Origin of the sequence: Deinococcus aquaedulcis (assembly GCF_019693445.1) — a bacterium.
GTDB classification, from domain to species: domain Bacteria; phylum Deinococcota; class Deinococci; order Deinococcales; family Deinococcaceae; genus Deinococcus; species Deinococcus aquaedulcis.
Genome location: NZ_JAHRBL010000009.1, coordinates 35,277 through 47,707, shown reverse-complemented (window position 1 = coordinate 47,707; position 12,431 = coordinate 35,277). Strand labels below are relative to the sequence as shown.

The 12,431-nt window shown below is 68.3% G+C and carries 16 protein-coding genes; 1 reads left to right on the top strand and 15 read right to left on the bottom strand.

The genetic code is table 11. From position 1 onward, the window contains the following. Window positions 1–119 precede the first annotated feature (119 nt). The 15 genes from KMW22_RS11790 to KMW22_RS11720 form a co-directional block, all read right to left on the bottom strand. Window positions 120–458: a V-type ATP synthase subunit F gene (locus KMW22_RS11790; protein ID WP_107137196.1), complete on the bottom strand. Its 339-nt coding sequence runs from the start codon at window positions 456–458 to the stop codon at window positions 120–122. Then, window positions 455–1,432, bottom strand: coding sequence for a V0D/AC39 family V-type ATPase subunit (locus tag KMW22_RS11785; protein ID WP_221090245.1), 978 nt, complete (start codon window positions 1,430–1,432; stop codon window positions 455–457). The genes KMW22_RS11790 and KMW22_RS11785 overlap by 4 nt, the downstream gene beginning before the upstream one ends. Window positions 1,433–1,440: 8 nt before the next feature. Continuing rightward, window positions 1,441–2,010, bottom strand: coding sequence for a V-type ATP synthase subunit E (locus KMW22_RS11780; RefSeq protein WP_221090244.1), 570 nt, complete (start codon window positions 2,008–2,010; stop codon window positions 1,441–1,443). A 1-nt stretch (window position 2,011) separates the two neighbouring features. After that, entirely contained in the window at window positions 2,012–2,314 is a 303-nt protein-coding gene (locus tag KMW22_RS11775) for a V-type ATP synthase subunit K (protein ID WP_221090243.1), read from the bottom strand. Window positions 2,315–2,331: 17 nt separating this feature from the next. Continuing rightward, on the bottom strand, window positions 2,332–4,401 hold the full coding sequence (locus tag KMW22_RS11770; RefSeq protein WP_221090242.1) for a V-type ATP synthase subunit I: 2,070 nt from the start codon (window positions 4,399–4,401) through the stop codon (window positions 2,332–2,334). After that, window positions 4,398–4,715, bottom strand: a complete 318-nt coding sequence (locus KMW22_RS11765) for a V-type ATPase subunit subunit G family protein (protein WP_221090241.1) — start codon at window positions 4,713–4,715, stop codon at window positions 4,398–4,400. The genes KMW22_RS11770 and KMW22_RS11765 overlap by 4 nt, the downstream gene beginning before the upstream one ends. A 458-nt stretch (window positions 4,716–5,173) precedes the next feature. Then, window positions 5,174–6,475, bottom strand: a complete 1,302-nt coding sequence (locus KMW22_RS11760; protein ID WP_221090240.1) for an ammonium transporter — start codon at window positions 6,473–6,475, stop codon at window positions 5,174–5,176. A 21-nt stretch (window positions 6,476–6,496) separates the two neighbouring features. Continuing rightward, a complete protein-coding gene (locus KMW22_RS11755) occupies window positions 6,497–6,868 on the bottom strand; it encodes a P-II family nitrogen regulator (protein WP_221090239.1) in 372 nt (123 codons plus the stop codon). A gap of 244 nt (window positions 6,869–7,112) precedes the next feature. Next, window positions 7,113–7,670, bottom strand: coding sequence for a DUF4126 domain-containing protein (locus tag KMW22_RS11750; protein ID WP_221090238.1), 558 nt, complete (start codon window positions 7,668–7,670; stop codon window positions 7,113–7,115). A 100-nt stretch (window positions 7,671–7,770) separates the two neighbouring features. Then, window positions 7,771–8,169: a hypothetical protein gene (locus KMW22_RS11745; RefSeq protein WP_221090237.1), complete on the bottom strand. Its 399-nt coding sequence runs from the start codon at window positions 8,167–8,169 to the stop codon at window positions 7,771–7,773. 22 nt (window positions 8,170–8,191) lie between these two features. Then, a complete protein-coding gene (locus tag KMW22_RS11740; RefSeq protein WP_328774680.1) occupies window positions 8,192–9,289 on the bottom strand; it encodes a M42 family metallopeptidase in 1,098 nt (365 codons plus the stop codon). After that, entirely contained in the window at window positions 9,264–9,932 is a 669-nt protein-coding gene (gene pth, locus KMW22_RS11735) for an aminoacyl-tRNA hydrolase (protein ID WP_221090236.1), read from the bottom strand. Before pth ends, KMW22_RS11740 begins: the two co-directional genes overlap by 26 nt. A 10-nt stretch (window positions 9,933–9,942) precedes the next feature. Beyond that, on the bottom strand, window positions 9,943–10,347 hold the full coding sequence (locus KMW22_RS11730) for a hypothetical protein (protein WP_221090235.1): 405 nt from the start codon (window positions 10,345–10,347) through the stop codon (window positions 9,943–9,945). A 60-nt stretch (window positions 10,348–10,407) separates the two neighbouring features. Further along, on the bottom strand, window positions 10,408–10,902 hold the full coding sequence (locus KMW22_RS11725; protein WP_221090234.1) for a DUF427 domain-containing protein: 495 nt from the start codon (window positions 10,900–10,902) through the stop codon (window positions 10,408–10,410). A 70-nt stretch (window positions 10,903–10,972) separates the two neighbouring features. Next, complete coding sequence (locus KMW22_RS11720; RefSeq protein ID WP_221090233.1) at window positions 10,973–11,152, bottom strand: hypothetical protein; 180 nt, start codon at window positions 11,150–11,152, stop codon at window positions 10,973–10,975. Between the two features lie 69 nt (window positions 11,153–11,221). Between KMW22_RS11720 and KMW22_RS11715 the strand changes: the two genes are divergently transcribed. Further along, window positions 11,222–12,325 (top strand): alpha-hydroxy acid oxidase, encoded by a 1,104-nt coding sequence (locus KMW22_RS11715; RefSeq protein WP_221090232.1) that lies wholly within the window; start codon window positions 11,222–11,224, stop codon window positions 12,323–12,325. Window positions 12,326–12,431: the final 106 nt, after the last annotated feature.

The following is a 12,431-nucleotide window of genomic DNA, read 5'->3' as shown; positions in this document are numbered from 1 at the left end:
TTCAGTCTCCTTCGGAGAGTGTCTAAGGGTCGAGGGGTCTAAGAGTCTAGGGAAAGAAACGGATTGTGTTTGTGTTTCCGCCCTGAGATCTGTTGACGCTTAGGCCCTTTGACCTCTTTTTACAGTTTGATATCGAACCCAATCGTGTCGCGCACCAGTTTGCCCATGTAGGCCTTGGCGTCCACCGTGTTCGGGTTGAAAGCGTCTTTGAGGCTGGGAATGGGCAGCAGGATCGGCAGGTCGCGGCCGCGCATCACGCGCGCCGTGGCGGTCTGCGGATCGGGAATCAGTCCCGTGTCCACGGCCACCAGACCGTACTGCCCCTCCACGATCAGCCGCTCCAGGGCCGCCACGGCGGTCTCGGGCGTGGCTTCCACGACCTCGGCGCCCGCAAGGCGGTAACCGGTGGCCGTTTCGGCGTCGCTAAGCACCGCCACGCGCTGCGTGGTGCCGGTCATGCCTGCACCTCCTTGCGAATCTGCTCGGGGCTCAGGTCATAGAACTTGCCGCGCCCGATCAGACGGAGCTTGGCAATCTCGATTTCCTTGCGCCGCAGGAAGTCCAGGATCAGGCCCACGCCCTCAGGGTCGCCGGCCGCAATGTTGCGGGTGGCGGTGTCCAGGGCGCGGCGGGCCGCCACCTCGGCATCTTCCAGGCTGGGGGCTTCCAGAATGGCCGCCACGTCGCTCAGGCCGCTGGCGTCGCCGCCCGCAAGCCGGGCATAGCCGCCCGCGTCCAGCTTGCCGCCCGGCACGAACAGCGCCGGGTTCATGGGCTGGCCCGCGCTGGCGCGCGCAATCAGGGCGTTGGTGATGTCGATTTCGCGGCTCAGGTAACGGCGCAGACTGGTGTTGCGCGCCACGTTCAGAGCGTGGCGATAGTAGCCCTGGTCCAGCGCCACTTCCAGGTCCAGCAGGCGACCGCTGGCCTGGTAGGCCGTCGCCCCCGCGCGCAGGGCGGCGGCCAGCGGGTGCCCGCTGAGGGCAATCGCGGCGGCCGCGCTCTGCAGGTCGGTGCTCTGGGCGGCGGTTTGCAGCGCGCTGGGCTTCAGGGTGCCGCCGGGAATCAGGCTGCCCAGAATCGCGTCGGCGCCGCGCCCGGCGGCAATGCCGCGCGCCACCGTCTTGAGGTTGACCAGATCCCACTTCATCAGCAGGGCCTGAATCTCGCGCTTGGCGTCGCCGTCGGCAAAGCCCAGCACCTTGCGGGTGGTGTCGAACAGGTTGCGGCTCAGGGCCTGATCCAGTTCGGCCAGTCCGGCGGTCTCGGTGGTGGTTTCGCGCAGGTTCGCGGCGAGGTCCGTTTCGGTCAGGACCCGCAGGAACTCCTGGTAACTGCCCGCCGCGAGCGCCGAGTCAAGCGAGCGTCCGTCGAGCAGTTTGGTCCGCATAACGCGGACGCGCGTGTTGATGTAAGCGTAGTCGTCGGGCATGGGGAACCTTATTCCGCGAGCAGGCGGCTGATCTGGGGGGCCAGTTCGCCGCGCACGCGCTCCAGGCGGCCCAGCAGCGTGTTCTGCACGCTGGACTTGCCGTCGGCACCCACCAGACGAACGCCGGTTTTCACCTGCTCGTTGGCGCGCACCTCCAGCTGGCGGCCCAGCTGCGAGAGGGCCTGGTGCACGGCGCCCATCTCAGCCGAGGCGGTTTCCACCACGCGGGCGTCGGGCAGCACGCCCAGGGCCTCTTCCAGCAGGCGCACCACGATCATGGGGTACTCGGGCGACTGCGCCGCGCCCTGCAGGTAGCCTTCCGAGGTGGCGAACGCCTGGGCCTGCAGCGAGTCCGACGCCGAGAGGCGCTGGGCGTTGCTGTCCAGGTCGGCGGCGCTGCGGGCGCGCACCAGTTCGGCCTGCCGGGCACCTTCCATCTGGCGGGTGCGCGACTCGATCAGGGTGCGGGCGCGTTCCTGGGCCTGCGCCACGATCTCCCCGGCGCGGGCCTGGGCCTGGGCGCGGATCTGCTCGATCTCCTGCTGGGTCTCGTTTTCGAGAAGCTTGTCGAGGGCCATATCAGTTCAGGATGAACAGCGCCAGGAAGCCGAAGATCACCAGGGTTTCGGGCAGCAGGAAGTACAGCAGCAGGCTACCGGCCTTGCTGGGGTCCTCGGCCACGGCGCCCACGAGGCTGGAGCCGATGCGCGCCTGGGCGATACCGGTGCCGATGGCGCCCAGGCCCAGGGCCAGACCGGCACCCACGGCGCGCAGACCACGGTACAGCTCGTCGGTGGCGGCGTTGGTGCCTTCCTGGGCGTAACCGGTGCTGATCAGGGCGAAGGCGAGGGACGCGAGGACGATCTTGTTGTACTTGGTCATGGTGAACACTCCTGTATTTATTTGACCTGCCCCTGCGCGGGGCTGAGGCGACGAAGGGGGTTGTAACGGGGGCTGGAATCGGCGTTGAAGCCGGTGGGGTTCAGGAACTCGACCATGTGCAAACGCAGCGGCTGCAGCACGTGGCCAATCAGGGTCAGCGCCAGCACCAGGAAGTGCAGCACCAGACCCAGCACGATGCCGATGATGATGCCCAGGAACCCGATGTTCTCGGCCAGGCTCCAGCCCAGGTCGGTGCACAGCTTGGCCAGAATGGCCGACACCAGACCCACGGCGAAGATACGGGCGTAGCTCACCACGGCCCCGCCCTGCGACAGCAGTTCAATGGGCAGCAGGGGGAAGTGCTTGATCACGCGCAGCCAGCCGATCACAAAGGCGGCAAAGCCCAGGTACATCAGCAGCACGCGGGGATCAGAGAAGTTGGTAAAGGCGCCGAAGTCCTTGCCCGCACGGGTGGCGAAGGCCATCATGATCAGGCCGAACACGCCGCCGAACAGGGCGATGCCTTCCCAGGTGTGCAGGGGGTCTTTGTGCTTGAGGCCCTGCTGAATGCGGATGCCCCAGCCCCACAGCACCTGCAGGATGCCGAAGAGCAGCGCGAAGATCAGCGCCACATTGCTGAAGTAGCCGGTTTCCAGGCGCGGGAACACGATGGGAATGAAGCCCTTGTAGTACCCGTGCTCGGCCTTGTAGGGGTCCACCGGGAAGGTCAGGCCAGTCCAGCCCCACAGGCGGTCCAGCAGGCCCGGGTTGATGTAGAAGAAGTGCAGGTGCTCCAGCAGCGTGCCGAAGAACTCGCCGGTCAGGAAGCCCCACAGGATGGTCCAGGCGGCCATGACGTTGGTCACGTAGCCCAGGTCGCGCAGGGTGGCGGGCGGCACGTAGGCGCCGAAGAAGCTCAGGTCCCAGCCTTCATTGCGCTTGGCCTTGCCCAGCAGCCACATGCCAAAGGCCAGGAACAGCAGCCCGTAGCCGATGTCCGCCATGATGATCCCGAAAAACAGCGGGAAGAACAGCGCCACGACCCAGGTGGGGTCGAAGGTGCCGTACTTGGGCGGGGTCATCAGGCCCATCACGGTCTGGAAGGGCTTGACGTAGCTGTTGTTCTTCAGCTCCACCGGCACGAGGTCGTCGTGGTGCTCATCGACAGGGTGAACTTCGTAGCTCACGCCCGTGCCGAAAGGGGCCAGAGCCCGTTCCAGGGCACCCAGACGGTCGGCGGGGACGTAACCTTGCAGCGCGAGGCTGTACTTACCCCGGGCCGATACGGCGCGCACGTCGTGAATGGCCACGCGGTCTTTCAGGGCGTCGCGCAGGGCGAACAGCACCGGGGCGTGGGCCTGGGCCAGCTGGTCACGCTCGGCCGTCAGCTCGCCCAGGCGGGCGGTGCCGGTGCGGGCGATGCGCTCCATCTCGGCGGCGGCGTCGCTGAGGCCCATGCCGTCAAAGCGGCCGGGCAGGCGCAGTTCGCCCAGGCGAACGCGCGACAGGGCCGCGCGGGCCTGATCGCGTTCGCTGCGGCGCACGGCCACCAAACCCACGCGGTTCTGGCCCACGGTTTCGGTGGCCAGAGCGTAGCGGTCACTCAGCTCGGTTTGCAGGGCCGCGTCCAGCTCCGCGAGGTTGTCGGTGGGCTGCAGCACGAAGGGCAGGGTCGCCAGTCGGCGGCTGCGGTCCAGCCCGCCCGAGAGCCGGGCCAGGGCGCGCACAGCGTCGCCGTAGGCCGCTTCGGCGTCCAGGTCGGCCTGCAGTTCCTGGCGGGCGCGGGCCAGCGTGGCCACCGGCTGGGCGGCCGCCTCAATCAGCTCGGCCCACTGCCCTTCGGCGGGCAGGGGCGCGGGCGCGGGGCGGTAGCTGCCCAGTTCGGCGATGGTGCTTTCCACGCGCGCCAGCAGGCGCTCGTCTTCGCGGCGGCTCTGGGCATCGGCACCCACGAGGTTGCCGGTGCTCAGAGGGCCGCCCGTGATGGGCTTGAGGTGCAGCACCCCAGCGTCCTGCAGCGCCGCAATGACCGCTTCACTGCCGCGCTTGCGGGTGGCGATCACGACCTGCTGCATGGGGATGATCACGGAAGCACCGCCCTCATGATGGTGTCCACGGCCTGACCCAGCTTGGCCTCGGCGCGCGCGCGGGTGCCCTGGGCCTGCTCTGCCGCCGAAGCGGCCGCCTGCTCGCGGATCTGCTGCACTTCACCGGCCAGCGCCTGCTCGTGCTCGGCCTGCATGGCCTTCACCTGAGCTTCCGCGTCCCGGAGGATGCTCGCCGCCTGCGCCTCGGCAGCGGCCACGGTCTGCTGCGCCTGCACGCGGGCCGCTTCAACCTGCGCGTCCAGCGCGGCCTCGCGGCTCGCCAGCTCACTTAAGACTCGACTTGAGACGTCCAAAACTCACTCCTCCTTTCCCTTCGTGACTCAAGCACCCCGGTCAAGCGCCCCATGAACGTCATGGGGTGTGGCGGGGGTGCGGTGAGTTTTTCGGTGGCCCGACCCTGTTAAGCGATGTGTCAGACTCGGGGCCCATCGTAACACAGCCCCCGAAGCCCCCCGACAGGTCAAGCGTCCCTGAGGGTTTTTCACAGCAACAGGGCACACAACACGCAGGGCTGGCGCCCCGGGGATGCGGTCGGGGCGCCAGCGGACGTGGGGGGGCAGAGGGAAAGGGGGGTGCGGGGGGCGGTACGCGGGGAGCGAGTGGCGTGAGCCGCCAAGGGGTCAAGGTGCCGGGGGGTCGAGAGGGTGGGGACGGGTGAGAGGGGTGGCTCGACTTCTGGACAGCTCGGCCCCTCGACGGGCAGCAGGCGGAGGGCGCGACTGGTGTGAGCCTGCCCCCCGCCCGCCCCTCCTCAGTCGCCGCCCACGAAGACGGGGGCGCCCAGGCCAGTTTCGTTGTCGGCGTAGCCCTGCTCGCTGTGGGCGCTGACGTCCATGCCAGCGACTTCCTGGCTGACCGGCACCCGCAGCGGCATGAACAGCCCCACGACCCGCAGCAGCACGTAGGAACCCAGGCCGGTGTAGGCCACCGCCGCCACCACGCCGACCAGTTGAATGACCAGTTGCTCGCCCACAGGCTTGCCGCTGCCCGTGGTCCAGGCCAGGGCCCCGGTGAGCAGCGCCCCCACGATGCCGGCCACGCCGTGGCAGGCAAAGACGTCCAGGGCGTCGTCGGCCTTCAGGCGGGTCTTGAACTGCACGGCGGCGAAGCTGGCAGCCGCACCCAGCGCGCCCACCAGCACCGAGGCGGCGGGGCTGACAAAGGCGCAGGCGGGGGTGATGGCGACCAGACCCACCACCAAGCCGGTGGCGGCGCCTACAGCGGTGGGCTTGCCAGTGCGCACGCTTTCCAGACCCAGCCAGGTCAGCATGGCGGCGGCGGGGGCGATCAGGGTGGTGATGAAGGCCAGGGCGGCCGTCTGGTTGGCGGCCAGCGCCGAGCCGGCGTTAAAGCCCATCCAGCCGAACCACAGCAGGCCCGCGCCCAGCAGCACGAAAGGCACGTTGTGCGGCACGTGGGCGGTGCGGGGGAAGCCCAGGCGGGCCCCCAGCACGGCGGCGGCCACCAGGCCACTCACCCCAGCCGCAATGTGAATCACGGTGCCGCCCGCGAAATCCAGCGCGCCCAGCTTGAACAGCCAGCCGTCGGCGCTCCAGACCCAGTGGGCCAGCGGTGCGTAAATCAGCAGGCTCCACAGCGCCCCGAACAGCACAAAGGCGCCAAAGCGCATGCGCTCAATGACGGCCCCGCTGATCAGCGCCACAGCGATGATGGCGAACATGGCCTGAAAGGCCGCAAAGACGTAGGTGGGAATGGTGCCTGTGAGGCCGCCCGCCAGACCATCCAGGCCCACGTGCACCAGCGAGCCCACCAGGGCGTTGCCGCCTTCGCCAAACGCCAGCGAGTAGCCGACCAGCAGCCACAGCACGGCGACGAGGCCAATGGACACCATGCTCATCATCATGGTGTTCAGCACGCTCTGGGTGCGGCTGAGGCCGCCGTAGAAAAAGGCCAGACCGGGGGTCATCAGCAGCACCAGGGCCGAGGCCACCAGCATCCAGGCAGTGTCGCCGCTGTCCAGCTTGGGGGCCTCGGTCTGGGCTAGGGCTGCGCCGCCCAGCAGTACGGTCAGGGGCAAGAGGGTCTTGAGCATGGCATGTCCTCCTAATGCCCTTTAAACGGGCGTGAGCTTGGTTTCGGTGACGGGGGTCAGGGCGGCGTTGTCCCGCTCGCCGGTGCGGATGCGGTAGACCTGCTCCAGCGGCTGCACGAAGATTTTTCCGTCGCCCACCTCGCCGGTGCGCGCGCCCTTGCAGATCGCGTCAATGGCCACCTGCACGAAGGGCTCGCTGAGGGCCATGCGGATTTCCACCTTGTCGCGGAATTCCACCATCACGCGGGTGCCCCGGTAGTGCTCCACGATTTCCTGTTCGCCGCCGTGGCCGCTGACCCGCGAGAGCGTGATCCCGCTGATGCCCGCCTGAAACAGCGCCTCTTTGACCTGCTGCACCCGTTCTGGGCGCACGACTGCCGTGACCAATTTCATGGCGTCTCCTTTTTCCATGCCAATTTGCAGTGTTCGCATCCCTGCATACCGCCAGCTTAGAAAGATTTGCGCAAGGTGTCAGGATTAGTCTGGACATTTGTGCAAGATTTCTGAGACGGATTGCAGGAATGGGGGAAGAAAAGGCCGATGGGTACCCCTAGCTGTGCGCGCTGGTGCCTCCACAGCCCACACGAAAGGAGAGGCCCTCTGGACCTCTCCCCTCCCCTTTCTCGCCTTGGCTGGTTCAGATCAGGCGGCGTGTTCGCCAGCGGGTCCAGAAGCGGTAGGCCACCACCACCAGCGCGGCCAGCAGCAGCACCGCCAGCAGGGGCACGAACACGGCCAGCACACTCATGAGCAGGCTGGTGGCGTCCTCCAGGCCACTGACCACCGGATTGCCCAGGCCAGCCGTGGTGGCGGTGGCCACAGGGCGCGCGGCCGTGCGGGTGGCGTGGACCCCACCTGCCACCAGCACGCCCAGCGCGAGGCTGAGGGCCGGGGGAATGTCGGCCACGCCGGTCTGGGCGGCGAACAGAATGGCGCCCGCCGCCGTGTTCACCACGCCGCCCAGCAGGTGCAGCGCGTGGTCCACGCCGGGAATCTTGTCCCCCACGAAGTCCAGGGCGCCCAGCACCCCAATGCCCAGCAGCACCCAGGGGTTCGAGAGCAGGTCGTAAGGCGCATTCAGATTCAGGACCCCAAAGCGGTCCAGCAGGCCCACCAGCAGCAGCGGAATATAGGCGTTCAGGCCCGCCGCCCCCGACAGGCCCAGCGAGGAGAGCAGCCCCGAGAGCAGTTCCATGCGCCTATTACGCGCGCTGGCCCCGCCTGTTGCCAGGGAGGGCCATTTGCGGGAAGCTTGAGCTTTGGGGCCCGTAGAGCAGCCGGTGTGACAGCGAGGCTCAGTCCAGGCCAAATAAACAGATCGTGGCGTCGTCATCCAGCGGGGTTGGGCCCACCACGCGCACCGCGTACTGCTGGCCTTCACGGGTCCAGTCGGCTTCGTGGGCCAGGATGTTGTCGAAGAGGGTCACGCTCCGCCAGGGGGAGAGCGTGGCCTGGGCGCGGTCTGCATTCTTCGACATGATGCCTATCAGGGTGCCCACCCCGTCCAGGCTGGGCTCGCCGCTGAAGATCAGGCGGCCCGGCCCAGCAGCACAGACCTCCTCATTCTCCTGTTCATAGTCCAGTCCAGCAAAGACGCGCCCCTCCTCACCGGGCCGGGCCAGCCACCAGAGACCACCCAGCGCCGCTGCCCCCAGCACCCAGCCCAGCCAGCCACCCCGTTTGCCCTTTGCCATGCCTTAGCGTACTGTCGCGGCCTTAACGCAGGTAGGCCAGCAGCAGGTTCAGGCCAGCGCGCAGGTCGTCCACCTGCACGGCTTCCACCACCGTGTGGATATACCGCGTGGGCAGGCTGAGGGTCACGCTGGGCACGCCCCCTCTGCTGCGCTGAATGGCCGCGCCGTCGGTGCCGCCCAGGGGCAGCACTTCCAGCTGGGCGGGAATGCCGCCCTTCTGCGCCAGATCCCAGAACTGGTCCACCAGGGCGCGGTGCGAGATCATGGTGGAGTCAAAGACCTTGATGCCAATGCCCTCGCCCAGGCGGGTCACGGCGTCTTCGGGGGCGGCGCCAGGGGTGTCCACGGCCAGGGTCACGTCCAGACCGATGCCCACAGTGGGCTGCACGCCGTAGGCCGCTGTCACGGCGCCGCGCAGGCCCACCTCTTCCTGAGTGCTGAACACCGCAATGACCTCGTGTTTCGGCGCGGTGTCTTTCAGCGCGCGCAGGGTTTCAAGCAGCAGGAACACGCTGGCGCGGTCGTCCATCGCCTTGCCGCACACCAGATTGCCCACGCGGCGGGCGGTCTGGTCCAGGGTGACCATGTCGCCCACCCGCACCTGGGCCTTGACGTCCTCGGCGCCCAGGCCCAGATCAATGAAGAACTCGCGGACCTCGGGGATTCTCTTGCGCTCCTCGGGGCCGGCGATGTGCACGGGCTTGCCACCGGGGGTCAGGATGCCGCTCAGGGGCCCGCCCCGGGTGTGCACCGTGACGTTGCGGGCGAACAGGTTGCGGGGATCAAAGCCGCCCAGCGCCTGCACGCGCAGGTAGCCCTGGGCGTCAATAAAGCGCACCAGAAAGCCAATCTCGTCCATGTGGGCGGCGATCATCACGCGCTCTTGGCGCTCGCCTTTCTGACTCTTGCGAGCGGCGCGGCGGGCAATCACGTTGCCCAGGGCGTCCACCCGCACCTCGTCGGCGAGGCCCTGCAATTCCTGCAAGACGAAGTCGCGCACGGCGTCTTCCTGCCCAGGCACGCCGGGCAGGTCGGACAGGGCCATCAGGAGGTCCAGCCGCAACTCCGGCGTGGTGGCCTGGGGGGCGGGCAGTTCAGCCTTCTTCTTGGTTTTCGGCACGGCCCTCAGTATGCGCCCCCCCTGTCGGCTCCGGGACCGCTGCTGGGGGGGCAGGCGGCTTCGGGCGCAGGTCGGTGCCGTTGAACTGTCCCTGTGCTTCGGACAGCCCAGCCACGGCCCACACCTCCACCGCACCCGCGCCCAGGCGCACCAGTTCGGCCACGGTCGGCGCTTCCTCGGCCTGCCATTTGCTGAGCACCCAGTCGCTCACCGCCCAGCCGCTGGGCGGACGGTTGATGCCGATTTTCAGGCGGGGAAAGGCGTCGTGGCCCAGCAGGCGGATGATGTCGCGCACCCCGTTCTGGCCGCCGTGGCGCCCGCCCATGCGAAATTTCAGCAGGCCAAAGGGGCTGTCGAGGTCGTCTTGCACCACCAGCAGCGCGGCGGGGTCCAGCTTGTAAAAGGACAGCAGCGGCACCACCGCCTTGCCCGAGGCGTTCATGAAGGTCTGTGGCTTGACCAGCAGCACCTTTTCACCGGGGGCCGGGCCCAGCCGGACCTCGGCCACCTCGGCGTCCTTGCCCTCTTTGCGCCATGTCGCCCCAGCGCGGCGGGCCAGTTCATCCACCACCAGCCAGCCCACGTTGTGCCGGGTCTGGGCGTACCCGGCGCCTGGGTTGCCCAGGCCCACCACCAGCTTCAAGGCAGGCGCCTCAGGCCTCGTGGCCGGAGAGCAGTTCGCGCCACTTGCTTTCTGTCTCGCGCACGCGGTGGTCACTGCGGGCGCGGGCGTACCCGGCCCGGAAGTCGGCAAAGCGGGTGTCAGTGTCGGCAAACAGCAGGCCCAGGGCCTGACGCACGTCCGTGATGTTCCGCTCGCTGAGGGTCTGGTCCTTGGCGTCCAGCACCTCGTCCAGCGTGGCCATCAGGCCCGACAGGGGGCGCAGCCACTGAAACTGCGGGTGGTTCATCACCAGGGAATACAGCTCGAAGGGGCCTTTCACTGGCCCGTGCATGAATTCGTATTCGCCCTTGGCCACGTCCAGCAGCGCGGAATGAAAGTGCCGCAGCGCCGGAGCCAGGGCCGAGAGTTTTGCGCGAACCGCAGCGTCTGTCATGGGGTCAGGGTAGCAAGGGCGGCGAGGGGTTCAGCAGAGGCCCCGGCCAGCCCTCTTGCCTTACCAGCCCCAGGTGCCCGGTTCGCCCTTGAAGGGCCCCACCACATCGGGCGTGATCCAGCCGCCATAAAAGCCGCCGGGCTGTGGGGTTACACGCACGCCGTCCACGCGGCAGTCGTCCATGCGCCCGGCATACACCGCCACAGCCCTGGCCAGCGGCGCAAAAGCGGGCGTGGGGCGCTCGTAACTCCAGCCGGCAGCGACTTCACAGCGGCCTCCCATGCTCAGGGTCCAGTACGAGGCCTCGCCCTTCCATTCGCACACGCTGCGGCCCGGCGCGGGCGAGAGCACCCCGGCCACAAAAGCCGCGCGCGGCAGGTAATAGGTGGGCGGGTGGCTGGTTTCCAGCACGCGAAAGCCCTGGGTGGTGTCGGCCACCAGCATGCCACCCAGCCACACCTGCAGTCGGCGTGACGTGTGTTCCAGCCGGGGCGGGCGCGGATAGGCCCAGACGCTTTCCTGACCAGGACCAGCGGGAAGGGGGCGCGGCGGCATGGGGGGAGGATGGGGCCACGGGCCCGAAGTCGCCGTCAGGGCGCTTACCATCGCACCGGGCGGCCCGCGCTCAGCCCAGGCGGTCGTTCAGGCCTTCGCGCGCCTGCCTCTGGCCCCCGGCATACAGTGCGCCGGTCAGCGGGTCCACCGACCTTCCCTTCTGCTCCAGCTCCGGGCGAACCTTGGTCCACCGCCGCAGCAGCCAGACCGGGACAAGCATCAGCAAAGCCAGGATGAGGAAGGTGGACATGAACCAGAGTAACACTGGGGCCTGGAGAGGCGTGGCCCTACCCGAAAAGCCCACGCGGTACGCTGACCCATGCCCCACGCCGACGTACCCCTCAGCCTGGACACCGCGATCAATCTGGCCGACCTGGAGACCCTGGGGCGCGCGGCGCTGGACCAGAATGCGCTGGAATACTACGCCAGCGGCGCCAACGACGAGCACACCCTGCGCGAGAACCGCGCGGCCTACGCCCGCTTGCGGCTACGCCCGCGCGTGCTGGTGGATGTGGAAACGGTGGACCCCTCCACCCAGGTGCTGGGGTTGCCGCTGCGCAGCCCGATTGGCATTGCCCCCAGCGCCTTTCACGGCCTGGCCCACGCCGAGGCCGAACGTGCGACCGCCCGCGCCGCTGCCCACGCGCAGAGCGTAATGACCCTGAGCACCTTTTCCAACACGCCCATAGAAGAGGTGGGGCAGGCGGCGGGCGGGCGGCTGTGGTTTCAGCTGTACCTGTGCCGCGACCGGGCGCTGAGCCAGGGCATGATCCAGCGGGCCGAGGCCAGCGGCGCGCGGGCACTGGTCTTTACCGTGGACGCGCCGTACCTGGGCCGCCGCGAGGACAATGAGCGCCACCGCTTTGCCCTGCCGCCCCACCTGCACGCGCCCAACGTGGGGCCCCGCGAATGGCTGGCCGGGGTGGAAACCGACACCGGCTCGCAACTGGCGAACTATTTTGCCCACTTGGTGGACAAGACCTTTACCTGGAATGACCTGGACTGGCTGCGCGCCCAGACCCGGCTGCCTATTGTCCTGAAAGGCATTCTGACCGCTGAAGACGCCGCGCTGGCTGCCGACCACGGCGCACACGTGTGGGTCAGCAACCACGGGGGGCGCCAGCTGGACACCACCGTGAGCAGCCTGGAAGCCCTGCCCGAAATCGTGGACGCGGTGGCCGGGCGCACCGAGGTGTATCTGGACGGCGGCGTGACCCGGGGTACCGATGTGCTGAAAGCCGTGGCCCTGGGCGCCCGCGCCGTGTTCCTGGGCCGGGCGGCGCTGTGGGGACTGGCCGCCGGGGGCGAGGCCGGCGTGGCCCGCACCCTGGACCTGCTGCACGAAGAATTCCGGCTGGCCCTGGCCCTATGCGGCAAGCCCAACGTGGCCGCCCTGGGGGCAGACGTGGTGCGCCGGGACTAAGCTGGCAGGAAGAGACCGGGGCCGTCTGTCCTGTCTTTAAGCGGGGAGAACACTGAGTTGGAGCCCTCACAGCTGATGGAGCGATTTCCCCATCGCTTCGCTGAGA